Raw genomic sequence first — 23,521 nt, forward strand, 5'->3', positions numbered from 1 at the left:
GCCTTAGAAAGTCACTGGAAGCAGTGGCTTTTTCATTTGTTTTTTTGGCATGACAAGGCCGGTCGCTAACGCTATTTTTGGATGATGGTTTCTAATTGGGCTTTGGGACTATTCTCCATGAGAATTATCGTTAAAAATGGTATAATGTTCCTATATTTTCTAGAGGAAAAGGCAGGCTATGAAATTACTTTATACAGATATTCGCCATTCTTTGACCAAGGTTTTAGTGGCTGAGGCTGAGAGCTTGGTGGCGGCTGGTAAGCGAGTCTTTTATATTGCGCCTAATTCGCTTTCTTTTGAGAAGGAGCGGGCGGTTTTGGAGTGCCTAGAGAACAAGGCTTCCTTTGCCATTACAGTGACGCGCTTTGCCCAGATGGCTCGATATTTTGTCCTCAATGATGTTCGGCAAGGGCAGAGTTTGGACGATATTGGTCTGGGAATGCTGATTTATCGGACCTTGACAGAGCTGGATGATGGAGAGCTTAAGGTCTATGGCCGGATTAAGAAGGATGCCCAGTTTATCCAGCAATTGATGGATCTTTATCATGAACTGCAGACTGCCCAGATGTCCTTTGCGGATCTGGAATTTCTCGAGGAGCCTGAGAAGCGGGAGGATCTGGTCAAGATTTTTACAGCGGTGACTGCTGCTCTGAATAAGGGCGATTTTGATTCGTCTTCTCAGATTGCTGCTTTTGCCCAGCATATTCTGGCTGGTGATACGGATGAGGAGTTGGAGAATTTGGCCCTGGTCATTGATGGCTTTACTCGTTTTTCTGCCGAAGAGGAATACCTGGTCAGTCTCCTGCATCGAAAAGGTGTGGAGATTGTCATTGGGACCTATGCCAGCCAAAAGGCCTATCGAGCAGCCTTTCGTGAAGGCAATCTCTATCAGGCCAGCGTGGATTTTTTGAGAAAGCTAGCCGAGGACTATCAAGTCAAGCCTGACTATATCTCTCATGCAGAAGCAGAAGATGCCTTTGGACGGATTTCCAAGGTCTTGGAGAGTCGCTATGACTTTTCAGAGCCAGCTGTTGAAGTTAGTGAGTCAGACCGGTCACAGCTTCAGATTTGGGCTACTATGAACCAGAAAGAAGAGCTAGAGTATGTGGCTAAGTCCATCCGGCAGCGGGTTCATGAAGGTGTGCGCTATAAGGATATTCGTCTGCTTTTGGGAGATGTGGAAGCCTACCAGCTTCAGCTCAAGACCATCTTTGACCAATATCAGATTCCCTACTATCTGGGGCGGAGCGAGTCAATGGCTCAGCATCCGCTGGTCCAGTTTGTCGAGTCCTTGGAGCGGCTCAAGAGCTATAACTTCCAACTGGAAGACCTGCTCAATCTCTTAAAGACGGGGCTCTATGGCGATTTGACTCAAGAAGAGCTGGATCATTTTGAGCAATATCTGCGCTTTGCGGACATTAAGGGGGCAGGCAAGCTAGCCAAGGATTTCACGGCCAATAGCCAAGGGAAATTTGACCTAGACTGTCTCAATCATATTCGTCGCCGAGTCATGACTCCGCTGCAAGACTTTTTCAAATCCCGCAGTCAGACGGCGTCAGGGCTCTTGGCTAAGTTCACAGAGTTCGTCCAAGCAGCCCGCTTGTCTGATAATTTGACAGTTCTGCTGCAGGGAGAAAGTCAGCAGGAGCAGGAGCGTCACGAGGAAGTCTGGAAGGCTTTCAGCCATGTCTTAGAGCAGTTTGCTCAAGTCTTTGCAGATAGCAAGGTCAAACTGGATGATTTTCTAGCCTTGATCCTCTCAGGTATGCTTTTGTCAAACTATCGGATGGTGCCGGCGACAGTAGATGTGCTCAAGGTCCAGTCTTATGACCTGATAGAGCCTTTAGCAGCTCCTTACGTCTATGCGATTGGACTGACTCAGGAGCGTTTCCCGAAAATCGCACAAAACAAGAGTTTGCTCAGTGACGAAGACCGGGCTCGACTCAATGACGCAACGGATTCTCAGGCGGAACTGCAGATTGCCAGCTCAGAAAATCTCAAGAAGAATCGCTATACAGCTCTGTCGCTGATGAATTCTGCTACCAAAGAGCTGGTCTTGTCTGCGCCAGCCTTGGTCAATGAAGTAGAGGACAGCATGTCGACCTATCTACTGGAATTGACTGCCGCTCCACTTTCCTTGCCCATCATTGTCAAAAAGCCTCAGGCTTCCAGTGATGATATTGGTAGCTATCGAGCTCTCTTGTCTCAAATCATCGAGCTCCACCAAGAGGAGATTGACCGAGAGTGGACAGCAGAGGAGCAGACTTTTTGGGCGGTGGCTGTGCGGGTTCTCCGCAAGAAATTGGCAGCAGAAGGCATCAGCATTCCGCAAATCAGCAAAGAACTGAAAACGGAGTCTCTGCAGCCGGAAACTCTGCAAGCCCTTTATCCAAAAGATCAACCCCTCCGACTTTCGGCGTCAGCTTTAAACGAGTATTTCCGGCATCAGTATGCTTATTTTCTCAAGTATGTTCTGCGCCTACAGGAAGAGTGGACCATTCATCCAGATGCTCGCAGTCATGGGATTTTCCTTCACCGGATCTTTGAAAAGGTCCTGCAGGATGATTCGTCAGCTGATTTTGACCGGCGTTTAGCGCGGGCTATGGAAGAGACCAGCCGAGAGGCCGAGTTTGAGAGTATCTACAGTGAGTCAGGTCAGACCCGTTTTGCGCGCCAACTCTTGCTAGATACGGCGAGGGCAACCGGCCGGGTGCTGGCTCATCCAACTGGGATTGAGACCATTGGTGAGGAGACTGGCTTTGGCTCAGCTTCTAAGCCTTTCCTGACCTTGGAAAATGGCAGAGCAGTGACCGTGAGAGGTAAGGTGGACCGAATTGACCGTTTGACCAAGACCGAGAGTCTGGGAGTGGTGGACTATAAGTCTGGCGATATTAAGTTCAGCTTTGAAAAGTTCTTTAATGGACTGAATTCTCAGCTGCCGACCTATCTGGCAGCGATTGAAGAGTTAGCAGACTATCAAGAGGATAAGGGAACATTTGGTGCCATGTATTTGCAGATGACCGATCCGATTGTGGCGCTTAAAGATACCAAGACCTTGGCGGATGCAGTCAATCAGTCTATGAAGCCACTCCAGTACAAGGGGCTATTTGTGGCTGATGCTGTCAAGGAGCTTGGTCCGCTCTATGAAAAAAATAAGACCAACTTGCTGAGTCAGGGAGACTTGGACTTGCTCCTGACCTACAATGCTTATCTCTACAAAAAAGCTGCAGAAGGCATTCTATCAGGCCACTTTGCAGTCAATCCTTATACAGAGAATGGGCGCAGCATTGCACCTTATGTGGAGCAGTTTAAGGCCATTACTGGCTTTGAAGCCAATCTACACTTGGGACAGGCACGCCAATTAGAAAAGCTGGATGCAAGCAAGTTTGATAGGCGGCCGACTGGTGAGAAGTTGCGCCAGGCCTGGCTAGAAAAGATGAGGGAGGAGATGGAAAAATGAAGAGAATTCCTTTTTTAACTGCAGAAGAGATTGCTCTTAAGCAAGCCCAAGAAGCTGCTTCGGACAAGCCACAGAAAAAGACGGCAGAGCAGATTGAGGCCATCTACTCCTCTGGCCAGAATATTCTGGTTTCCGCTTCGGCCGGCTCGGGTAAGACTTTTGTCATGGTCCAGCGGATTATCGACCAGATTCTTAGAGGTGTTGCTGTCAGCCAGCTCTTTATCTCAACATTTACCGTCAAGGCAGCAGGCGAGCTAAAAGAGAGGTTGGAGAAGGAGCTGGGGCAGGCCTTGAAAGAGGCCGAGAGTCCTGAACTTAAGCAACATCTAGCCCAGCAATTAGCTGATCTGCCCAATGCTGACATCGGCACTATGGACGCCTTTACCCAGAAAGTACTGAGTCGCTATGGTTACCTGCTTGGTTTGGCACCGAATTTTCGGATTCTCCAGTCTGCCAGTGAGCAGCTGATTCTGCAAAATGAAGTTTTCAGCCAAGTGTTTGACCGTTACTATGACAGCGAGCGTCAGGCTTTGTTTAGCTGTTTGGTTAAGAATTTTACTGGTAAGCGCAAGGATTTATCAGGCTTCCGGGAGCAAGTTTATCGGATTTACAGTTTTCTTCAGTCAACCAGCAGCCCTCAGCGCTGGCTGGAAGAAACCTTCCTCTATGGCTATGAGCACAGTGATTTTGCGGCAGAGAGAGAGAGGATATTTGGTCAAATCAAATCATCCCTTTGGGAGCTGGAAACTTTCTTTTCTGCCCATCTGGAGCATGAAGGAAGAGAGTTTGTGGGCGCCAAGTATCAGGAGAATGTCCAAGACGCTCTGACCGCCTTAGCAGGGCTGAATGAACTGTCCTCGATAGAAGAAACAGCTCAGATTCTCAAACAGATCGTGGCCCTTTCCCAACTGTCCAATGGCCAAGCCTTTACAGCTCGGGTTGGCAAGAATGCAGATGAGCTCAAAAAAGAAATGGCCAAGGACTACAATGAAGCAAGGAAGCCTATGATTGAGCGGCTACGAAGCTTTGACCAGCAGCTTTATCAGCTGGACTTTATTGAGCAGCATCAGGATGAATGTCTGCCTCTGGTTGAGCTTCTGCGGGATTTTGTGGCGGACTTTGCACAGGCTTACCTGGAGCGAAAGAAAGCAGAAAATGCCTTTGAATTTGGTGACATCAGCCATTTTGCTATTGAGATTTTAGAGATTTTTCCAGAGGTGCGTCGCTTTTATCAGGAACGCTACCATGAGGTCATGGTGGATGAGTATCAGGATACCAACCATACGCAGGAGCGCATGCTGGACTTGCTTTCCAGAGGGCAAAATCGCTTTATGGTGGGCGATATCAAGCAGTCTATCTACCGCTTCCGTCAAGCGGATCCGCAGATTTTCAGTGATAAGTTTAAGGCTTATCAAGAGGATAGTAGTCAGGGCAAGCTGATTGTCCTTAAGGAAAATTTCCGTAGTCATCTTGAGGTGCTGGAAGCGACCAATGATGTTTTCAAACGCCTGATGGATGAAGAAGTTGGGGAAATTGACTACAATGAAACCCACTATCTGGTGGCTGGAAATCCTGCCAAACGCGAGCCTAATCCAGCTAATCGCGCTTCCTTCTTAATCTATGAAGGCTCCAAGGAGAGTCCGGAAGAGGAGGCTGATGAAGGCTTGCCACAGGCAGTATCAGCTGGGGAAGTGGACCTAGTCATCAAGGAAATCATCCGCCTGCACAATGAAGAAGGAGTGGCTTTTAAAGATATTACGCTGCTGACAGCATCCAGAACCCGCAATGATTTGATTTTAGCTGCCTTTGAGCAGCACCAGATTCCGCTGGTACCAGATGATGGCGCCGCAAACTATCTGCAGTCAGTAGAGGTATTGGTCATGCTAGACACCCTGCGGACCATCAATAATCCTCTGAATGACTATGCCCTGACCGCCCTTCTCAAGTCTCCTATGTTTGACTTTGGTGAGGACGAGCTGGCTCGGCTGTCCCTGCAGGCCAGTCAAGAGCGTTCTCAAGAAAATCTTTATGAAAAATTGCTCAATGCCCTTGAAGGAAGAGGTTTGAACCCTGCTTTAGTCACCCAGGAACTGCAGAAAAAGCTGCAGTATTTCCATGAGACTCTGCAAGGCTGGCGGACCTATTCCAAGACACATTCCCTGTATGATTTGATTTGGAAGATCTATCAGGATCGTTTCTACTATGACATGGTGGGGACTCTGGCCAATGGTGCCCAGAGACAGGCCAATCTCTATGCCCTCTCTTTGCGGGCCAATGAGTATGAAAAGTCTAGCTTTAAAGGCCTGTCTCGCTTTATCGGGATGATTGACCGTATCTTGGAAAATCAGCATGATCTGGCCAGTGTGCCAGTGGCGGTGCCTAAGGACGCCGTTCGTCTCATGACCATTCACAAGAGTAAGGGGCTGGAGTTCAAATATGTCTTTCTGCTCAATATGGACAAGGCTTTCAACCGTCAGGATAGCAGCTCTGCTATTATCCTTAGCCGAGCCAAGGGAATCGGCATCAAGTATGTAGCGGATGTATCAGTGTCTGTGGAAGACCCCTATGCGCCGAATCAGCTGCGCATTTCTATGGATACGCTGCCTTATCAGCAGAATCTAGCGGAGCTGCAGTTGGCTAGTCTGTCTGAGCAGATGCGCTTGCTTTATGTGGCTATGACGCGGGCTGAAACCAAGCTTTATCTGGTCGGCAAGGGCAGTCAAGAGGCCTTGGACAAGCGTCAGTGGGGCAAGAGCCAGCAAGGGCGTTTGTCTGCCAGTATGCGCAGCCAACTCAGTAATTTCCAAGACTGGCTCTATGCCATTCAGGCTGTTTTTTCCGATGAGAATCTTGCCTACGAGACCCGTTTTGTCACTGATGAAGAGCTAACTGCTGAAGAGATAGGGCGAATTAATGAGCCTGTGCTCTTTCCAGCGGATGATTTGGCAGATAATCGTCAGTCGGATGATATCCGTCGGGCTCTGGATATTTTAGAAAGCGTGGACCGGCTGAATAGCCAGTACCGATCTGCCATTGAGCTGCCTAGTGTACGAACTCCAAGCCAGATTAAGAAGTTTTATGAGCCAATCATGGATACGGATGGTCTGGATATCATGGATGAGCGAGCAGCTTTTCGGCCTCAGCCTAGCTTTGAGTTGCCTGATTTTGGCAGAAAAGCCACGGTGACTTGGGCGCAAGTCGGCAGTGCCGTTCATGAACTCATGCAGCGGATTCCTTTGGATAGCAGGCCCAGCATGGCTGTACTTCGTTCTGCCTTGGCTCAGGTTCAGGCCGATGAAGCGGTCAAAAAGCAGATTCAGCTGCCTAAGATTGCATCTTTCTTCGAGACGGATTTGGGGCGACTCTTGATTGAGAACAGTGATAGAGTTCGTCGAGAAGCACCATTTGCCATGCTCAAGAGGGATGACGCTAGTGGTCAGGAATTTGTTTTGCGGGGGATTTTGGATGGCTACCTGCTTTTTGAAGATCGGATAATTCTCTTTGACTACAAGACGGATAAATACAAGGATTCGTCTGAGTTGATTGCTCGCTACCATGGCCAGCTAGACTTATATGCTCAAGCTCTCAGCCATTCTTATGGCATTTCGCAGATTGAAAAATATTTGATTCTGCTGGGCGGTGAGCAGCTGCAGGTGGTTCAGGTTGACTGATTCGTTTGTCATGTCCAGAAAGGAAGGAAGCCTGTGGAACAGTTAGAACGCATTCAAAAAATGGAAAAGCACCTGAATAAATATTCTCAGGTATTGGCAAGTGCTCAGGAAGCTTTAGCTGAGCTGGAGCGCTGCCAGTCAGATTATATCCAGTTGAGGGACTACTATATTGGTCAGGAATTTTTTGATGATTTAGAGTTCTCGAATGGGCCGGATTTCCCTGAAAATATAGCGTGCGGCGTCTTAAGTGAAGATGCTGTCTATAATCTGATGGGGGAGCATTTTGAAACAGCAATCAATCTGTTGGACTTGTCCAGCTCTATGCTGAAAGAACGTTAATTCATTTAGAAAGAAAAAAATATTTAATTTTTTTCAAATTTCCTCTTGCTTTTTAATAAAAATTCATGTAGAATATTCAACAATAAATTGAAAGCGATGAGAGAAAAAGTCTAAGACAAGAAACAGAGAGTGCCTAATGGTGAGACGGCATGCAATCCTTAGACGACACATTCTTGAGTGCGGATGCGAAATCAGTCAGCAGTCTGAAACTAGTGTCCGACGGCTGATTGCCGTTATCAATCTGGAGTCTCGTACTCCCAGAGGGTCCTCAGGCGACTGGGGTCCGAATAAAGGTGGAACCACGTGTCAACGTCCTTGCAAAGTTTTTTTGCGAGGGCTTTTTATTATATTTAAACTAGAAGATTCCCCCATTTTCCTTTAGCAAAGCGGTAAATTTCGTTTTTCATTTATTAGAAGTTTTAAAAGATAATCAGAGTCAGATAATGGCTAGTGTGTGAAAGAGAGGTGGCAAGATGGTGAAGCTAAAAGGTCTCAGACAGATCAATCCTTATGTAGCGGGGCAACAGCCCAATGAGCCAGACATGATTAAGCTCAATACCAATGAAAATGCTTATGGGCCGAGTCCTAAGGTGGCAGAGGCCCTGCAGAACTTTGATGCTCAGGAGTTGCGCAAGTATTCCAGTTTGGATCAGGCGGATCTCTGTCAGGCTTTGGCAGCAAACTTGGGTGTATCGCCCGATCAGCTCATTATTGGCAACGGCAGTGACGACATCTTGTCCATGGCTTTCCTGGCTTTCTTTAACAGCGGCGAGTCGGTCTTGTTTCCGGATTTGACCTATGGTTTTTACAAGGTCTGGGCGGACCTCTACCATGTGCCTTTTCGAGAAATCCCACTGACAGATGATTTTGAGGTCCATCCGTCCGACTATTTTGGAGACAACGGCGGCATTATCCTAGCTAATCCTAATGCTCCGACAGGGATTTATCTGCCGCTGGATCAGTTGGAAGAAATTCTGGCGTCCAATCAGGATGTGGTAGTGGTGGTGGACGAGGCCTACATTCACTTTGGCGGTCAATCTGCCTTGCCTCTGCTAGAGACTTATCCCAATCTCTTTATCACGCGGACCTTTTCCAAGGATGCGGCCTTGGCTGGTCTGCGGGTGGGCTACGGCATTGGCCATTCAGACTTAATAGCTGTCATGAAAGCTGTTAAGGACTCCATCAATCCTTACTCAGTGGATCTGTTAGCAGAGCGCTTAGCCCTTGCGGCTGTTGAAGATTGGGATTATTATCTGGAGACCGGCAGAGCCATTCAAGAGACCCGAGATTGGTTTGCTGGGGAATTGGCTGCGCTGGATTTCCAAGTCCTGCCTAGTCAGACTAACTTTGTCCTAGCCCAGCCTACTAGAATCTCTGCAGCAGAGCTTTTCCAGCAGCTAGAGGAGCGTCGGATTTATGTGCGGTATTTTCCAAAAGTAGAACGTATCAAAGACTTTTTGCGTATCTCTATCGGACGGCGAGAGGAGATGGAAACAGTCCTGGCAGCTATCAAGGAAATTTGCAGCAGCTGAGAGTTTGACTCGGAGCCAACCAATGTAAGAATAGAGTAAGAAAGGAAAGCAGCCTATGAATAAAATCACCCTTCCGATTGGCATGCATGACAAGCTTTTCAAGAGGGCGCGTGTGACCTACGAGATTGAGCGGGACATCAGTGATTTCCTGATGGCTCAGGGCTTCAATCGGATTGACACGCCGACTTTGGAGCACTTCGAGGTCTTCAGTGACCATGTGGAGCCCCATCATTATCATCTTTTCGATAAAAAAGGCGAGCTATTGGTGCTACGGCCAGATGTAACCAGCCAGATTGGTCGGGTTATTGCATCGACCAGGGTGCATACGCCAACCAAGTTTTCTTATTCAGGCAAGGTCTTTCACTATCAAGAAGAGCTGCGCGGTCTTGCTAACGAGCTCAGCCAAGCTGGTATTGAGATTATCGGTCATCCAGCTCGCGAGGCGGTGCTTGAGGCTATCAAGACAGCCAAGCAGTCGCTGGATTTGGTGCAAGTTAAGTCTTATCAGTTTGAGTTTTCCCATGCAGCAATCCTGCAGACCATCCTAGAGAGTCTGGCCTTGGATTCGCAGGAGGAGGCCCAGCTGCTTGATTATATTCGCAAGAAAAATAGGATGGGACTCTTTGAATTCACCCAGACCAGATCGAGTGAATTTGATGATTTTTTGCAGGAGCTGCCCTATTTGTTTGGTCCTAGCCAACAGGTTTTAGCTAGAGCTAGAGAGATAGTTGACAACGAGCAGATATTGACGGCTCTAGATGATGTGGAGCAGGTTCTGCAGAGTCTATCAGGCTTGCTGGATCAGACGACCATGGACTTGGGGCAGGTAGCAACCATGCCTTACTATACCGGCCTGACCTTCAAGGTCTTTGGCGACCGAGTACCAGATGCTTTTCTATCTGGTGGTCGCTATGATCAGCTTTTCAAGCGCTTCGGGGCAGCAGAGCTGACAGCTATCGGCTGGTCCCTAGACATTGACAGTGTCTATCAGGCCATTCATGATGACCTACCGGACGAGGGTGGAAAGGAAGGTGATGGCAGATGAGTCAGATTACCATTGCCCTGACCAAGGGGCGGATTGAGAAAGATACGGTCAAGCTCTTGACCCAGGCTGGCTTTGATATGTCCTTCATGGCAGACAAGGGGCGCAGCTTGATTTTTGAAAGTTCAGACAGTCGTTTTCGCTTTCTCTTGGTCAAAGGGCCTGACGTGACAACCTATGTGCGCCATGGAGTCGCTGATTTGGGCATTGTCGGCAAGGATATTCTCTTTGAGCATCCGACTGGCTATCTGGAGCTGCTGGATCTGAACTTTGGCCTTTGTAAATTCTCATTGGCCTCGGTTCCCAGCTATGAACCTCATGATCACAAGCGCAAGCGGATTGCGACCAAGTACCCAACAGTAGCGACTGATTATTTTAATCAAAAGGGGGAAGATGTGGAAATCATCTCTATCCAGGGAAGTGTGGAGATTTCACCGGTGCTGGGTCTGGCGGATGCCATTGTTGATATTGTGGAGACGGGGCATACCCTATCAGCTAACGGCCTGCGGGTTTTTGAAGATATTTGCCGAGTATCGGCCCGGCTCATTGCCAATCAGGCTTCCCTGAAAAATAACCTAGATATCATGCCTTTTGTGGCAAGCATTGAATCCCTAGTAGGAAGAAGAGAGGTGGCTTTTAAATGACAATTATCAAGCGTTTAAGTGGAAGTAACGAAGAAATTTCACGGATTTTATACGAGGAGCAGCTGCAGCTTAGTCAGCAGAACTTAGATGTGGAAGAAGCGGTGGCTGAGATTATAGAAACGGTCAAACAAGACGGTGACCAAGCTTTAAGAGACTATACCATGCTCTTTGACAAGGTTGAGGTGACAGATTTTGAGATTGGGCAGGAGCTGATTGATCAGGCTTTTGAGGAGATTGATCCAGAGGTCTTGGCCGCCTTGAAACATGCCCAAGCCAATATCGAATCCTACCACCGCCAGCAGTTGGAGACTGGTTTTGAGGACAGTCCCAGTGAGGGCGTTGTCCGTGGTCAGTTGATTAGGCCGATTGAGCGGGTCGGCACCTATGTACCTGGCGGCACCGCAGCTTATCCATCCTCCGTTCTCATGAATGTTATTCCAGCCAAGATTGCTGGTGTCAAGGAAATCATCATGATTACACCGCCCCAAGAGCACTTTACCCCAGCGATTTTGGTCGCTGCCAAGCTGGCTGGTGTGGATCGGATTTTCCAAATTGGCGGAGCCCAAGGCGTAGCAGCCCTGGCTTATGGAACTGAGACCATTCCCAAGGTGGATAAGATAACTGGACCGGGCAATATCTTTGTGGCTACGGCCAAGAAGATGGTCTATGGCATCGTGGGGATTGACATGATTGCTGGGCCTTCGGAGATTGGGGTCATTGCGGATCGTTCAGCCAGTCCCGTCTATGTGGCAGCTGACCTCCTGTCGCAAGCTGAGCACGACAAGCTGGCTCGGGCTATTCTGGTGACCGACTCGGAGGAGCTGGCAGACCAAGTCGAAGCAGAGCTGGACAGACAGCTCAAAGAGCTGCCGCGAGAGGAAATCGCGCGTGCTTCGATTGAGAATAACGGCCGCATCATCCTTGCGCCTTCTAAGGAAGCCATGTTTGAGCTTATGAATCAGGTGGCACCTGAGCATTTGGAAATTGCCATGGACGATGCTTACAGCTATCTAGATCAGGTTGAAAATGCTGGCTCTGTCTTTCTGGGACACTATACCAGCGAGCCGATTGGTGACTACTATGCGGGAGCCAATCACGTTTTGCCGACTACCAGCACCAGCCGCTTTTCATCAGCTCTGGGAGTATATGACTTCATCAAGCGCATCCAGTACACCCAGTACAGCCGTGCTGCTGTAGGGGCGGCTGACAAGGATATTACCAGTCTGGCCTATGCAGAAGGCCTGCAGGGACATGCTAAGGCCATCGAAGCCCGCAGACAGGAAAAATAAAAGGAGTTGCCATGAGACAAGCTGAAATCAAGCGTAAAACACAGGAGACCGATATTGAACTGGCTGTCAATCTTGACCAACAGGAGCCGGTAGCTATCAAGACCGGTGTCGGATTCTTTGACCATATGCTGACCCTTTTTGCCCGCCACAGTCGGATTTCTCTGACGGTCAAGGCTGAAGGCGACCTATGGGTGGACAGCCACCATACGGTTGAGGATGTGGGCATCGTATTAGGACAGACTCTGCGTCAGGCTTTGGGAGACAAGGCAGGTATCAACCGCTACGGCACTAGCTTTGTGCCTATGGATGAAACGCTGGGTATGGCTAGTTTGGACTTATCCGGTCGCTCCTATCTGGTTTTTGAGGCTGATTTTGACAATCCCAAGCTTGGGAACTTTGACACCGAGCTGGTAGAGGAATTTTTCCAAGCCCTAGCCTTTAATCTGCAGATGAATCTGCACCTGAAAATCCTTCATGGCAAGAACAGTCACCACAAGGCAGAAAGCCTCTTTAAAGCGACTGGACGAGCTCTGCGGGAGGCTATTACGATAAATCCAGAGATTCATGGAGTCAACTCCACCAAGGGCTTGCTCTAGCTTGTCCTTCTGAGTGAAAGGAGTTGATGTAGAGATGATGATTGTAATTGATTATGACGCAGGAAATACTGCCAATGTCCTCCGTGCTCTGGCTCAGGTCGGAGTAGAAGCACGCCTGTCAGCTAATCCGCAGGAAATTTTGGACGCAGATGGTTTGATTTTACCAGGAGTCGGTGCTTTTCCTACTGCTATGCAGGAATTGGAAAGGCGAGGGTTGGTTTCAGTTATTCAACAGGCTGTGGCCGATGGCAAGCCTCTCTTGGGCATTTGCTTAGGCATGCAGCTCCTGCTGGAGTCTGGATTGGAGAATGGTCAAAGCTCTGGGCTGGGCTTGATTCCCGGTGTTTGCCGCCGGATTCCGGACCAGGCTGGTCTGCCTGTACCTCACATGGGCTGGAATGACTTAAAGATCCAGCAGTCGTCTGCTTTGACAGCTGGTCTTGATGGCCAGTCAGTCTATTTTGTCCACAGCTACTATACAGATGTTCCGGAGAAGTACTTGGATGTGACGGCTGATTATGGGTTGCCTATCCCAGCCATGATTCACAGAGGATCAGTTTTTGGTTGTCAGTTTCACCCAGAAAAGTCTGGCGCTGTCGGCCTCGGTATCCTAGAGAAGTTTAAGGAGTATGTCTATGAAAATACTGCCCGCTATTGATATCAAAGACGGTCAGGCCGTCCGCCTTTTAAAAGGGGATTTTAGTCAGAAGACGGTAGTAAATCCCGATGTTTTGGAGCAAGCTCGAGTTTTCAAAGAAGCCGGGGTTACCATGATTCATGTGGTTGACTTGGACGGAGCCTTAGAAGGTCGGGCGGCCAATCGAGATCTGATTGCCCAGATTAAAGCGGAGACTGGCCTAGCCATCCAAGTAGGGGGCGGCATTCGCAGTCTGGAGCAGATTGAAGATTACCTGGCAGTTGGAATTGACCGTGTCATTATTGGCTCTATGGCTGTTAAGAATCCTGAATTTGTTGAGGCTGCGCTGGAGCGCTTTGGCAGCAGCAAAATCGTGATTGGCATTGATGCGAAAGAGGGGCTGGTTGCGACTGAGGGCTGGCTGGAAACCAGCAGTCAGGACTATATAAGTCTGGCCTTAGCCATGGAAAAGATCGGTGTCCGTCTCTTCGTCTATACGGATGTGGACCGAGACGGGACTCTGACTGGCCCCAATATCCAGCATTATCAAAAATTGCTGGCAGCGCTCAAGCATGCTCAAGTCATTGCCTCAGGTGGTATTCAGTCAGCGGATGACTTAGAAGAGCTGAAAAAACTGGGCTTGGCTGGTGCCATTGTGGGCAAGGCCTATTACAGTGGACGAATTAGCCTAGAGCAGATCAAGGAAGCAGAAAGGGGCTAGCCATGCTGAAAAAACGAATCATTCCCTGTCTGGATGTCAAGGACGGCCGGGTGGTTAAGGGTATCAACTTTGTTAATCTGACTGATGTGGGCGATCCAGTCGATGCGGCCAAGGCTTACTATGAAGCTGGCTGCGATGAGTTGGTCTTTCTGGACATCACCGCCACCCATGAGGAGCGGGACACGACGGTCGAGATGGTCCGGCGCGTGGCGGAGCAGGTTTTCATTCCCTTTACCGTCGGGGGCGGCATTCGCACGGTTGAGGACATGAAGCGGATGCTGCAGGCTGGTGCGGATAAGGTTGCAGTTAATTCCTCAGCACTGGCAAATCCTCAGCTTTTGGCTGATTGCGCTGAAAAATTCGGCAGCCAATGCGTGGTGCTGGCCGTGGATGCTAAGAAAGAAGCGGATGGCAGCTGGCATGTCTATCTGGCTGGCGGCCGAAAGGACAGCGGTCGCGACCTGTTAGACTGGGTTCAAGAAGCTGTCAGTCTTGGAGCGGGGGAAATTCTTTTGACCAGTATGGACAAGGACGGGACCAAGTCTGGTTTTGACTTGCCAATGTTGGAAGCCGTCTCTCAAGTGGTTTCCGTTCCTATCATCGCCTCTGGTGGTGCTGGCAGTAGCCAGCATATCCTAGAAGTTTTTGAAAAGACTGCAGCGACAGGTGCTTTGGCAGCTTCAATTTTCCATTATGGTCAGGTCTCCATCTCAGAGACCAAAAAAGCCATGCAGGAAGCTGGATTGGAGGTGCGCATCTGATGACAGAAGTGAAGTTAGATTTTCAAAAGCAAGGCGGTCTTATACCTGCCATTATCCTAGACCACACCAGCAAAGAAGTCCTCATGCTGGCCTATCTCAATGAAGAAGCCTACCATCTGACTCGCACCAGCGGTCAGATGTGGTACTGGAGCCGGTCACGTCAGGAGCTTTGGCATAAGGGAGCCACCAGCGGCCACTACCAGACTGTCAAAAAAATCACAGCTGACTGCGACCTAGATACCCTGCTGATCGAGGTAGATCAGCTGGGAGCTGCCTGCCATACTGGTGCTAAATCCTGCTTTTTTCATACAATCTGGGACGAAAAAGACGGCAAAACTGACTAAAAGCTCCCTTACTTTAGTACTTGGTTAATGCAAGAATAAAACTAAGAACTAAGCATCAAGACACCGGCCTACCATTGGAAAGAATTGCTTTTTATAGTAAAATAAGGACAGTAACAAGGAGATACTATGCTAGAAACCCTCTATCAAGAAGCCCTCAAACGCAAAAAAGAGCCCAAGGAAGGCTCCTATACCAGCTATCTCTATGACAAGGGGCTGGACAAGATTCTCAAAAAAGTCGGTGAAGAAGCGACTGAAGTAGTCATTGCGGCCAAAAACGCTGATAAGGACGAGATGGCCAATGAGACAGCTGATCTGCTCTACCATCTGGCGGTCGCTCTCGTTGAGACTGGTGTCAGTCTGAAAGAGGTAGAGGCCGTCCTCCAGGCCCGTCAGGGCAAGCAGAGCCGGATTCACGACCGACCTGAAATTAACCATTATTAAACGGATATAAGATTTACAGAAAGGCGGTCCAGCATGCGCGACAACCATCTTCATACCTATTTTTCCTATGATTCTGAGGCGGATTTCTGTGACTATCTGGACCATTATGAGGGCGAGATTGTCACTACTGAGCACTATGATTTGTCCAATCCCTACCCCTACGAAGCTGCCTCGCCCCATGATGATGTACCTGACTATACGGCCTATTCAGCAAAAATAGCAGAGCTGAACCAGCAATATGGCAACCGCATCAAAAAGGGCATTGAAATTGGCTATTACGCTCCGCGTAAGGATGATATCCTAGCTTTCCTAGCGGACAAGGATTATGACCTCAAGCTCCTGTCTGTCCACCACAATGGCAGTTTTGACTATCTGGAAGAGCCAGTCCTGCAGCTGGATAAGATGGAGCTGATTCCCCGATACCTGAGAGAGTTAGAAGAGGCTATCGAGGCTGTGCCAGCAGATGTACTAGCTCACTTTGACTATGGTTTCCGAAAATTTGCGCTTACCGCAGAGGAGTTAAAAACTTTTGAACCAGAGCTGCGACATCTTTTTCAAAAGATGATTGACCACGATCTGGCCTTTGAGCTCAACTGCAAGTCCATGTATCTATATGGACACGAGGAACTCTATATCTACGCTCTCTCTCTAGTTAAGGAGCTGGGCGGCCAGCGCTTTTCAGTGGGATCAGACGGCCACAAGCTGGAGCATTTCCGCTTGCAATTTGACCGAGTTGCCAAAATCTTAGCTGAGGCTGGCATAGGCGAGGAGCAGTTGATCTAGAAGGAGAAATCATGACTGAGATTAGGCCCTTAAAACAAGAGGAAATCCCGCTCTTAGAGGAATTTCTTTACCAAGCTATTTTTATCCCCCCAGGTCTAGAGCCGCTGCCCAGAAGTATCTTGAAGGAGCCAGAACTAGAGATGTATATCAAGGACTTTGGCAAGTAGCCAGATGATTGGGCTTTAGTAGCAGAAGTGGACGACCGGTTGGTCGGAGCCGTTTGGATTCGCATCATGAAAGATTACGGCTATTTTGACGACCAGACACCCTCTCTATCCATTTCATTCCTGCCTGACTTCAGAGGGCAAGGACTAGGCCAGCAGTTGATGACGGCCATGCTGGACTTGCTCAAGGCCAAAGACTACCCAAGTGTCTCCCTCTCCGTTTCCAGAGACAATCCCTCCGTTCGCTTTTATCAAAGACTGGGCTTTGTCACGGTTGAAGAGAGGGAAGATGATTATTTGATGCTGTGCCTATTGTAATAAGAAAAGAAAACTCATGAAACTAGAACGATTAATCTATATTCTACTAGCCCTTTTGAATAAGAGACAGATAACAGCTAAAGAAATTGCTGAACGTTTTGAAATATCTACTCGTACCGTATATCGAGATATGGATACGCTCAGCTTAGCTGGAATCCCTATCTACTCTGAGCGTGGAGATAAGGGCGGCTTTTATATACCAGATGACTACAAGATGGACAGCAGCTTTTTCACAGAAGAAGAAAAGCAGTTTATCATCAATATGAGCCAAAATGTCGGCAAAATCGTTGGTCGTCCAAGTTTTGGCAGCCTTGAGCATAAGTTTGCTTCTCAAGAGTCGACCGATAAGGTTAACCCTTTTTACTTCGATCTTACTTCCTGGTCTCTCAATACAAATTATTTACTTGAAATTGAGCAGGCTATACAAACTGGGAAGAAAGTTTCCTTTTCTTATTTTTCTAAAAAACAAGAACGAAGCCGGCGAACGATTCTTCCTTATCGTCTGATTTTTAAACTGAATGCCTGGTATGTTATCGGCTACTGTTTAGAAAAGTTAGATTTTCGTTTTTTCAAACTTAGCAGGATTCGTGATTTGCAACAAGTAGAAGAGGGTATCGAAGCTGGAGATTACCCGCTTTTATCTCAAGAAAAGCTAGATCTTTTTCTAAATCCGTCTAAAGATAAAGTTGAGGGCAATAAAGAAGAAGTAGAGCTAATTTTTGAAAAATCTGCGCTTCCAAAGATTTATGATTATTTCACAGAAGAAGAAATCACTGTTGAGCAAACCAGAATAAAGGTCCATGCTTTCAGAGCATTGACACCGGCCTTTTTCGAATTGATTTTAAGTTTTGCTCATCAAGTAAAAGTCATATCGCCAAAAAAACTGCAGGGAAAATTAATTCATACTCTTCAAAAAAATCTTCAGCAATATGACAGACTGTAGTCATATTGCTTTTTGTATAATCTTAAATGGCTTGAAAATCTCATTGTTTGAGTGCTTGCCTAAATTATTTTTGGAGGTTCCAAATGGATACAAGAAGATTAGCAGAAAGCTATTTTACCGCTGTCAACAAAGGTGGCTGGGAGGATTTCGTAGCTGAAAACTTTAATTATGGAATGTGCGACAGTCAGGAGATCAGGCAAGGGCGTGGTGTTTATCTGCAAGGTGCAGGTCAATTCTATGCTTTAAGTCAGCATCTTGAAGTGAAGAAGTTATTGGTAGAGGGACGAGAAATAGCGGCTTTAAATCGCTATCGCCTGCAGTCGCCACAAGGAAATCAACTAGAGTTGGATGTAGCGGAATTTTTAAAATTTGATGAATCAGACAAATTGATTGTATCTACTATTTACTTTGATACTCATCGTTTCCAAGAGTTTATGCAAGGGAAATAGGCATGTAGAAAAGTCACCGAGGGTGGCTTTTTTCAGTAACCAATAACTTCTACAATGCTTTATCGTATTATTTGTAAGTTTTCTTGCCAAGTGGTAAAATAAAGCCGAAATAAAATATGTTCTCCTAGAACAATCTAATCGATTAGCAATAATTAATTTGACTTTTCTTCGTAGTCATATAAAGGAGTTGATTTTATGACTAATACTAGGCGAGCAGTGCTAGCACTGAGCTTGGGTGTTTTGTTATTGCTAGCAGTGGGAATTCTACTGCAGGTTCATTTTTGGAGAATGATCATTTTGCTAGGTCTATTCTTTTTTGCGGAAGTATTTATCATCTGGTACTCAGGAAGTAAGTCTAAGTCGCAGATTAATGGCAGGCAAAGCCTTGAACTTTTCTGGCTTTATATCAAACGCTTGAAAATCTTTTATGTCACAATTGTGTGTCTCGCAATTCCTTTCGTTTCTCTGTCTTCCAATCCTGCTTTCGATTTGTTTTTTGTGCTTGAGTTGTTAGTATTCTTGCTCTTAAGCAATTATATCTTTAGCTCTCATGGTATTCAACCGCCCAAGAAAGAGAAGGCTTTTAAAGTCTAATAGCTTTGATTACTGTTTTTTCAAAAAATAAAAAGCCTGGATTTTTCCAGGCTTTTTAGTGAAATGTGCAGGCTTAGTGCGCTACACGTTTGCGAGCTGCTTTTTTACGGTTTTCTTCGATGAAAGCCGCTTTTTGTTCTTCAGGTTCGATGACTTTTTTCTTGACTGCATATACTGCGCCTGCCACGGCAGCAACAGTAGCTGCAACTCCTGTAAGAACGCCTTTTCCAAATCCTTTAGCCATGTGATTTCTCCTTTTCTGAACTTTTATTATTTATGTTATAATTAATAGTAACGAAAAATCAAAATTTTTTCAAGGAAAAAAGATGAAAACCAAGATAATTGTGATAGTGGGGCCTACGGCGGTCGGAAAAACAGATCTGAGTATCGAGGTAGCCAAGCGCTTCAATGGCCAAATCATCAGCGGTGACAGTCAGCAGGTCTATCGTGGCTTGGATATTGGCACGGCCAAGATTCGTCCGGAGGAGCAGGAGGGCATTCCCCATCATCTGCTGAATGTGCGGGAGGTCGGAGAGAGCTACTCTGCCTATGATTTTGTGACTGAGGCAGCTCAGGCTATTCGTGAGATTGCGGCTCAAAATCAGCTTCCCATAATTTGCGGTGGCACAGGGCTCTATATCCAGAGCTTGCTTGAGGGCTATCATCTGGGCGGCTCCGTTCCTCACGAGGAGATTCTGGCCTATCGGGCGCAGCTGGACAGTTGGTCAGATGAGGATTTGTTTGAAAAAATAGCAGAGCTGGGTATCGAGATTCCACAGATAAATAGACGCAGGGCTATGAGAGCGCTGGAGATTGCTCATCTGGGCGGATTGCTAGAAAACAGTCAGCCTGATTATGAAGCCCTGCTGATTTGCCTCGATGATGAGCGGGATCGGCTTTATGAGCGAATCAATCGGCGGGTTGATCTGATGATAGAAGCCGGACTTTTAGAAGAAGCTCGCTGGCTGTTTGAGAAAGCTCCGACCAGTCAAGCCAGCAAGGGTATTGGCTACAAGGAACTTTTCCCCTACTTTGAAGGTCAGATGAGCCTGGAAGAGGCGGTGGACAAGCTCAAGCAGAATACCCGTCGTTTCGCCAAGCGCCAGCTGACTTGGTTTCGCAACCGGATGTCCGTGACTTTTTATCAGGTGGGAAATCCAGACTATAAGAATCAGGTCATGGAAGACATCAAGAATTTTCTGGACAAGTAGCTGGCTGACCAAGTCTTAGTAAGGATATGAGATGATAGAAACAGAGAAAAAAACAGAGCGTGTCTTTTTGGTCGGTGTGGAACTAGCAGATACGGAGAATTTTGACCTATCTATGGAGGAGCTGCAAAGTCTGGCTAAGACTGCAGGGGCTGAGGTAGTCGGCTCCTATAGTCAGAAGCGGGAAAAGTATGACAGCAAGACCTTTGTCGGTTCTGGTAAGTTAGAAGAAATCCGACAGATGGTTGATGCCGAAGAGATTTCGACCGTCATTGTCAATAACCGTCTGACACCTCGCCAAAATGTCAATCTGGAGGAAAGCTTGGGGGTTAAGGTCATTGACCGTATGCAGCTGATTTTGGATATTTTTGCCATGAGGGCTAGGAGTCATGAGGGCAAGCTGCAGGTGCATCTGGCCCAGCTCAAGTACCTGCTGCCTCGCTTGGTTGGTCAGGGAATTATGCTCAGCCGTCAGGCAGGTGGCATCGGCTCCCGCGGGCCTGGTGAAAGCCAGCTGGAGCTCAATCGACGCAGTGTCCGCAATCAGATTCATGATATTGAGCGCCAGCTCAAGGCGGTCGAGAAAAATCGGGCTACTGTTCGTGAAAAACGGCTGGAATCCAGTATTTTCAAAATCGGTCTCATCGGCTACACCAATGCGGGAAAGTCTACGATCATGAACTGCTTGACCAGCAAGAGCCAGTATGAGGCCGACGAACTCTTTGCGACGCTAGACGCTACGACCAAGAACATCAACCTCAGTGGCCAGCTCAATGTCACTCTGACAGACACAGTTGGCTTCATTCAGGATTTGCCGACAGAGCTGGTATCCAGCTTTAAATCCACACTAGAAGAGAGTAAAAATGTCGATTTGCTGGTCCATGTTATTGACGCCAGCGACCCTCATCATGAGGAGCATGAAAAGACCGTACTCGACATCATGAAAGAGCTGGACATGCTGGATATTCCCCGGCTGACTCTCTATAACAAAGCAGACAAGGCGGAGTATTTCACTCCGACCCTGACTCCTTATTCTTTAATTTCGGCTAAGGCGGACAATAGCAGAGCTATTTTGCAGCAAGTCCTACTGGAGCGGATGAAAGAGATTTTCCTGCCTTTTACCATCAAAGTAGCGCCGGCTAAAGCTTACAAGATTCATGATTTAGAGAAAGTCGCGATTATGGGAAATCGAGAATACATAGACGATGTCGAAGTCATTTCAGGCTGGATTGCCGAGAAAAACAAATGGAAACTGGAAGAATTTTATGACTGATTATATTGACTTGGCCCTGAAATACGGCGGTTTTACAAGCCTAGACAGGGTCTACTTAGAGCAAGTATTGGCTGGACTGACAAAGGAGCAGAAGCGTAGCTTCATCACTCCTCCGCCCAGCGTTATCAATGCTTACTTTGCTGAGCTTTATCAAAAGAAAAGTCCGGAAGCCGCAACAGCCTATTTTCTAGAAATTACTCAGGCGCTGGACTTGTGGAATACGGAGCCTAGCTTTGTAGAAAATAAACCTTTTGTACGGCTTAATCTTTCTGGCAAGTCCTATGGATTTTGCTATGAGAGCGAGGAAGTCGGCTTGGTCTTTCCTGAAAAGCCAGAGTCGGTAACAGACGACTTGCTCTTTGAAATCGCCCAAGTCTTTCCACAATACTTGGTCTACGAAGAAGCAGGGAGAATAAAAATGGTGCCTCTCAAATCTGAGTCGCAAGTCGTGGACAGTCAGGCGCTGACTGCTTTGACCGATTGGCAGCAGCTAGCGGATGGCAGCCAAAGAGTTCTGGGCTACAATCAAGATGAAGTCAGTCAGCTGGCTCAGTCCTATGCTGGTAGAAAATATTATCACTCGCAGAATCGCTCTGCCATGATTTATATCATTTAGAAAGAACAATATGCAATTACAATTTTTAGGAACCGGAGCCGGTCAGCCCTCCAAGGCTCGCAATGTATCCAGCCTTGTCCTCAAGCTCTTGGAGGAAATCAATGAGGTCTGGATGTTTGACTGCGGTGAGGGGACCCAGCACCAGATCTTGGAGACGACGATTAAACCGCGCAAAATCAGTAAGATTTTCATCACGCATCTGCATGGCGACCATATTTTTGGTTTGCCGGGCTTTCTGTCCAGTCGTTCTTTTCAGGCTAATGAAGAGCAGACTGACTTGGAAATTTATGGTCCCAAAGGCATTAAAAACTTTGTCCTGTCTAGCCTGCGCGTGTCTGGCTCTCGTCTGCCTTATCGGATTGATTTTCATGAGTTTGATGAAAACAGTCTGGGCAAGATTCTTGAAACGGACAAGTTCACTGTTTATGCGGATAAGCTGGATCACACGATTTTCTGTGTGGGCTATCGGGTGATGCAGAAAGATTTGGAAGGAACGCTAGATGCAGACAAACTACGGGCAGCGGGCGTACCTTTTGGTCCCCTCTTTGGCAAGGTCAAGAACGGTCAGGATATCGTCCTAGAAGATGGGACCAAAATTATTGCAGCAGACTATATCTCAGCTCCTCGTCCGGGAAAGACCATTGCTATTCTAGGTGATACCCGTAAGACTGCTGCCAGCGTCCGCTTGGCTGTGGCAGCAGATGTGCTGGTACATGAAGCGACCTATGGCAAGGGAGACGAAAAAATTGCACGTAATCACGGTCACTCTACTAATATGCAAGCCGCAGAAGTAGCCAAGGAAGCTGGTGCCAAGCGCCTTCTCCTCAACCATATCAGTGCTCGCTTTCTAGCCAAGGACATCAGCCAAATGCGCCGCGATGCCAGTGCTGTCTTTGAAAAGGTCCATGTGGTCAAAGACTTGGAAGAGGTGGAGATATGAGAACCATCATCATCACAGGGGCTAGCGGTGGGCTGGCTCAGGAAATGGTCAAGCTCTTGCCCAATGACCGACTGATTTTGGTCGGACGGAGCAAGGCTGAGCTAGAAAAACTATATGGAGAAAGAGAAAATCTTGACCTAGTTGAGCTGGATATCACGGATAGCTCAGCTTTAGAAAGATTTGCTGAGCGGATTGACAGTCAGTACGGCCACGTCGATGTTCTAGTCAATAACGCTGGCTATGGGATTTTTGAAGAATTTGACAAAATCACTTCCAGTGATATCGAGGCCATGTTTGAAGTCAATACCTTTGCCCTGATGAATCTGTCCCGTATCTTTGGAGCTCGCATGAAGCAGGCAGGTCAAGGACATATCGTCAATATCGTTAGTATGGCCGGCCTCATTGCAAGTAGCAAGTCCAGTCTTTATTCGGCGACCAAGTTTGCTGCTATTGGCTTTTCCAATGCTCTGCGTTTGGAACTCCTGCCTTTTGGGGTTTATGTCACGTCGGTGAACCCAGGTCCTATTAAAACTTCCTTTTTCGATCAAGCGGATCCTGATGGTTCCTATGTAAAAGCAGTTGACAAGTATATCCTTGAGCCTGACTTTGTAGCGAGCAAAATTGTCAGCTCCTTTGGCAAAAAGAGGCGGGAAATTAATCTACCTGGAATTCTCAATCTGGCTCACAAGCTTTATACTCTTTTTCCAAGAATTGCCGACAAGATGGCAGCCAATATGTTTAATTATAAGTGAGGTT

General features: G+C 47.4%; 23 protein-coding genes and 1 pseudogene. 23 read left to right on the forward strand and 1 reads right to left on the reverse strand.

Annotated features, from left to right (window positions below; all coding sequences use genetic code 11):
• Positions 1–178: 178 nt before the first annotated feature.
• From rexB to K1I80_RS01870, 18 genes and pseudogenes are all read left to right on the forward strand, one after another.
• The gene (rexB, locus tag K1I80_RS01785; RefSeq protein ID WP_223313088.1) at positions 179–3,460 is read left to right on the forward strand and encodes an ATP-dependent nuclease subunit B; all 3,282 of its coding nucleotides are present in this window, start codon (positions 179–181) and stop codon (positions 3,458–3,460) included.
• A complete protein-coding gene (gene addA / locus K1I80_RS01790) occupies positions 3,457–7,131 on the forward strand; it encodes a helicase-exonuclease AddAB subunit AddA (RefSeq protein ID WP_223324232.1) in 3,675 nt (1,224 codons plus the stop codon). Before rexB ends, addA begins: the two co-directional genes overlap by 4 nt.
• 33 nt (positions 7,132–7,164) lie before the next feature.
• Positions 7,165–7,470, forward strand: coding sequence for a DUF4298 domain-containing protein (locus K1I80_RS01795; protein ID WP_223311608.1), 306 nt, complete (start codon positions 7,165–7,167; stop codon positions 7,468–7,470).
• A gap of 473 nt (positions 7,471–7,943) precedes the next feature.
• On the forward strand, positions 7,944–9,002 hold the full coding sequence (gene hisC, locus K1I80_RS01800; RefSeq protein WP_223338988.1) for a histidinol-phosphate transaminase: 1,059 nt from the start codon (positions 7,944–7,946) through the stop codon (positions 9,000–9,002).
• A 55-nt stretch (positions 9,003–9,057) separates the two neighbouring features.
• Complete coding sequence (locus K1I80_RS01805; RefSeq protein WP_223324235.1) at positions 9,058–10,047, forward strand: ATP phosphoribosyltransferase regulatory subunit; 990 nt, start codon at positions 9,058–9,060, stop codon at positions 10,045–10,047.
• On the forward strand, positions 10,044–10,688 hold the full coding sequence (gene hisG / locus K1I80_RS01810; protein ID WP_223338990.1) for an ATP phosphoribosyltransferase: 645 nt from the start codon (positions 10,044–10,046) through the stop codon (positions 10,686–10,688). Before K1I80_RS01805 ends, hisG begins: the two co-directional genes overlap by 4 nt.
• On the forward strand, positions 10,685–11,977 hold the full coding sequence (gene hisD / locus K1I80_RS01815; protein ID WP_223313083.1) for a histidinol dehydrogenase: 1,293 nt from the start codon (positions 10,685–10,687) through the stop codon (positions 11,975–11,977). Before hisG ends, hisD begins: the two co-directional genes overlap by 4 nt.
• Before the next feature lie 11 nt (positions 11,978–11,988).
• Entirely contained in the window at positions 11,989–12,573 is a 585-nt protein-coding gene (gene hisB, locus K1I80_RS01820; RefSeq protein WP_002906292.1) for an imidazoleglycerol-phosphate dehydratase HisB, read from the forward strand.
• A gap of 34 nt (positions 12,574–12,607) precedes the next feature.
• The gene (hisH, locus tag K1I80_RS01825) at positions 12,608–13,231 is read left to right on the forward strand and encodes an imidazole glycerol phosphate synthase subunit HisH (RefSeq protein ID WP_223313082.1); all 624 of its coding nucleotides are present in this window, start codon (positions 12,608–12,610) and stop codon (positions 13,229–13,231) included.
• Complete coding sequence (hisA, locus tag K1I80_RS01830; protein WP_223313081.1) at positions 13,209–13,931, forward strand: 1-(5-phosphoribosyl)-5-[(5-phosphoribosylamino)methylideneamino]imidazole-4-carboxamide isomerase; 723 nt, start codon at positions 13,209–13,211, stop codon at positions 13,929–13,931. The genes hisH and hisA overlap by 23 nt, the downstream gene beginning before the upstream one ends.
• 2 nt (positions 13,932–13,933) lie before the next feature.
• Positions 13,934–14,692: an imidazole glycerol phosphate synthase subunit HisF gene (gene hisF, locus K1I80_RS01835; RefSeq protein ID WP_045773246.1), complete on the forward strand. Its 759-nt coding sequence runs from the start codon at positions 13,934–13,936 to the stop codon at positions 14,690–14,692.
• Positions 14,692–15,036, forward strand: coding sequence for a phosphoribosyl-AMP cyclohydrolase (hisI, locus tag K1I80_RS01840; protein WP_223313080.1), 345 nt, complete (start codon positions 14,692–14,694; stop codon positions 15,034–15,036). The genes hisF and hisI overlap by 1 nt, the downstream gene beginning before the upstream one ends.
• A gap of 126 nt (positions 15,037–15,162) precedes the next feature.
• The gene (gene hisE, locus K1I80_RS01845) at positions 15,163–15,477 is read left to right on the forward strand and encodes a phosphoribosyl-ATP diphosphatase (protein WP_223313079.1); all 315 of its coding nucleotides are present in this window, start codon (positions 15,163–15,165) and stop codon (positions 15,475–15,477) included.
• Positions 15,478–15,510: 33 nt separating this feature from the next.
• On the forward strand, positions 15,511–16,260 hold the full coding sequence (locus K1I80_RS01850) for a PHP domain-containing protein (RefSeq protein ID WP_223313078.1): 750 nt from the start codon (positions 15,511–15,513) through the stop codon (positions 16,258–16,260).
• Between the two features lie 11 nt (positions 16,261–16,271).
• Positions 16,272–16,742, forward strand: a pseudogene (locus K1I80_RS01855) (N-acetyltransferase family protein).
• 16 nt (positions 16,743–16,758) lie between these two features.
• Positions 16,759–17,685, forward strand: a complete 927-nt coding sequence (locus K1I80_RS01860; protein WP_223313077.1) for a helix-turn-helix transcriptional regulator — start codon at positions 16,759–16,761, stop codon at positions 17,683–17,685.
• A gap of 83 nt (positions 17,686–17,768) precedes the next feature.
• On the forward strand, positions 17,769–18,134 hold the full coding sequence (locus K1I80_RS01865) for a hypothetical protein (protein WP_049541723.1): 366 nt from the start codon (positions 17,769–17,771) through the stop codon (positions 18,132–18,134).
• A gap of 195 nt (positions 18,135–18,329) precedes the next feature.
• The gene (locus K1I80_RS01870) at positions 18,330–18,728 is read left to right on the forward strand and encodes a hypothetical protein (protein WP_223313076.1); all 399 of its coding nucleotides are present in this window, start codon (positions 18,330–18,332) and stop codon (positions 18,726–18,728) included.
• A 73-nt stretch (positions 18,729–18,801) separates the two neighbouring features.
• Here the strand turns inward: K1I80_RS01870 and K1I80_RS01875 are convergent, their stop codons facing one another.
• Positions 18,802–18,972: a DUF3042 family protein gene (locus K1I80_RS01875; protein ID WP_002895160.1), complete on the reverse strand. Its 171-nt coding sequence runs from the start codon at positions 18,970–18,972 to the stop codon at positions 18,802–18,804.
• Positions 18,973–19,054: 82 nt separating this feature from the next.
• Here K1I80_RS01875 and miaA point away from each other — a divergent pair, with 82 nt between their 5' ends.
• From miaA to K1I80_RS01900, 5 genes are read left to right on the forward strand one after another with little or no spacing between them, the layout of a single operon-like run.
• Positions 19,055–19,939, forward strand: a complete 885-nt coding sequence (miaA, locus tag K1I80_RS01880; protein WP_223313075.1) for a tRNA (adenosine(37)-N6)-dimethylallyltransferase MiaA — start codon at positions 19,055–19,057, stop codon at positions 19,937–19,939.
• Between the two features lie 31 nt (positions 19,940–19,970).
• Positions 19,971–21,209 (forward strand): GTPase HflX, encoded by a 1,239-nt coding sequence (hflX, locus tag K1I80_RS01885; protein ID WP_002906306.1) that lies wholly within the window; start codon positions 19,971–19,973, stop codon positions 21,207–21,209.
• On the forward strand, positions 21,202–21,825 hold the full coding sequence (locus K1I80_RS01890; RefSeq protein WP_002906307.1) for a hypothetical protein: 624 nt from the start codon (positions 21,202–21,204) through the stop codon (positions 21,823–21,825). Before hflX ends, K1I80_RS01890 begins: the two co-directional genes overlap by 8 nt.
• Positions 21,826–21,835: 10 nt before the next feature.
• Positions 21,836–22,765: a ribonuclease Z gene (rnz, locus tag K1I80_RS01895; protein WP_223313074.1), complete on the forward strand. Its 930-nt coding sequence runs from the start codon at positions 21,836–21,838 to the stop codon at positions 22,763–22,765.
• A complete protein-coding gene (locus tag K1I80_RS01900) occupies positions 22,762–23,517 on the forward strand; it encodes an SDR family NAD(P)-dependent oxidoreductase (RefSeq protein ID WP_223313073.1) in 756 nt (251 codons plus the stop codon). The genes rnz and K1I80_RS01900 overlap by 4 nt, the downstream gene beginning before the upstream one ends.
• Positions 23,518–23,521: the final 4 nt, after the last annotated feature.

This window comes from Streptococcus sanguinis, assembly GCF_019929225.1.
Lineage (GTDB): Bacteria > Bacillota > Bacilli > Lactobacillales > Streptococcaceae > Streptococcus > Streptococcus sanguinis_J.

Bases quoted from the DNA above. Each gene is read 5' to 3' on its own strand.
- rexB (WP_223313088.1), top strand. From the start codon at position 179: ATGAAATTACTTTATACAGATATTCGCCATTCTTTGACCAAGGTTTTA.
- addA (WP_223324232.1), top strand. From the start codon at position 3,457: ATGAAGAGAATTCCTTTTTTAACTGCAGAAGAGATTGCTCTTAAGCAA.
- hisC (WP_223338988.1), top strand. From the start codon at position 7,944: ATGGTGAAGCTAAAAGGTCTCAGACAGATCAATCCTTATGTAGCGGGG.
- K1I80_RS01805 (WP_223324235.1), top strand. From the start codon at position 9,058: ATGAATAAAATCACCCTTCCGATTGGCATGCATGACAAGCTTTTCAAG.
- hisG (WP_223338990.1), top strand. From the start codon at position 10,044: ATGAGTCAGATTACCATTGCCCTGACCAAGGGGCGGATTGAGAAAGAT.
- hisD (WP_223313083.1), top strand. From the start codon at position 10,685: ATGACAATTATCAAGCGTTTAAGTGGAAGTAACGAAGAAATTTCACGG.
- hisB (WP_002906292.1), top strand. From the start codon at position 11,989: ATGAGACAAGCTGAAATCAAGCGTAAAACACAGGAGACCGATATTGAA.
- hisH (WP_223313082.1), top strand. From the start codon at position 12,608: ATGATGATTGTAATTGATTATGACGCAGGAAATACTGCCAATGTCCTC.
- hisA (WP_223313081.1), top strand. From the start codon at position 13,209: ATGAAAATACTGCCCGCTATTGATATCAAAGACGGTCAGGCCGTCCGC.
- hisF (WP_045773246.1), top strand. From the start codon at position 13,934: ATGCTGAAAAAACGAATCATTCCCTGTCTGGATGTCAAGGACGGCCGG.
- hisI (WP_223313080.1), top strand. From the start codon at position 14,692: ATGACAGAAGTGAAGTTAGATTTTCAAAAGCAAGGCGGTCTTATACCT.
- hisE (WP_223313079.1), top strand. From the start codon at position 15,163: ATGCTAGAAACCCTCTATCAAGAAGCCCTCAAACGCAAAAAAGAGCCC.
- K1I80_RS01850 (WP_223313078.1), top strand. From the start codon at position 15,511: ATGCGCGACAACCATCTTCATACCTATTTTTCCTATGATTCTGAGGCG.
- K1I80_RS01860 (WP_223313077.1), top strand. From the start codon at position 16,759: ATGAAACTAGAACGATTAATCTATATTCTACTAGCCCTTTTGAATAAG.
- K1I80_RS01865 (WP_049541723.1), top strand. From the start codon at position 17,769: ATGGATACAAGAAGATTAGCAGAAAGCTATTTTACCGCTGTCAACAAA.
- K1I80_RS01870 (WP_223313076.1), top strand. From the start codon at position 18,330: ATGACTAATACTAGGCGAGCAGTGCTAGCACTGAGCTTGGGTGTTTTG.
- K1I80_RS01875 (WP_002895160.1), bottom strand. From the start codon at position 18,972: ATGGCTAAAGGATTTGGAAAAGGCGTTCTTACAGGAGTTGCAGCTACT.
- miaA (WP_223313075.1), top strand. From the start codon at position 19,055: ATGAAAACCAAGATAATTGTGATAGTGGGGCCTACGGCGGTCGGAAAA.
- hflX (WP_002906306.1), top strand. From the start codon at position 19,971: ATGATAGAAACAGAGAAAAAAACAGAGCGTGTCTTTTTGGTCGGTGTG.
- K1I80_RS01890 (WP_002906307.1), top strand. From the start codon at position 21,202: ATGACTGATTATATTGACTTGGCCCTGAAATACGGCGGTTTTACAAGC.
- rnz (WP_223313074.1), top strand. From the start codon at position 21,836: ATGCAATTACAATTTTTAGGAACCGGAGCCGGTCAGCCCTCCAAGGCT.
- K1I80_RS01900 (WP_223313073.1), top strand. From the start codon at position 22,762: ATGAGAACCATCATCATCACAGGGGCTAGCGGTGGGCTGGCTCAGGAA.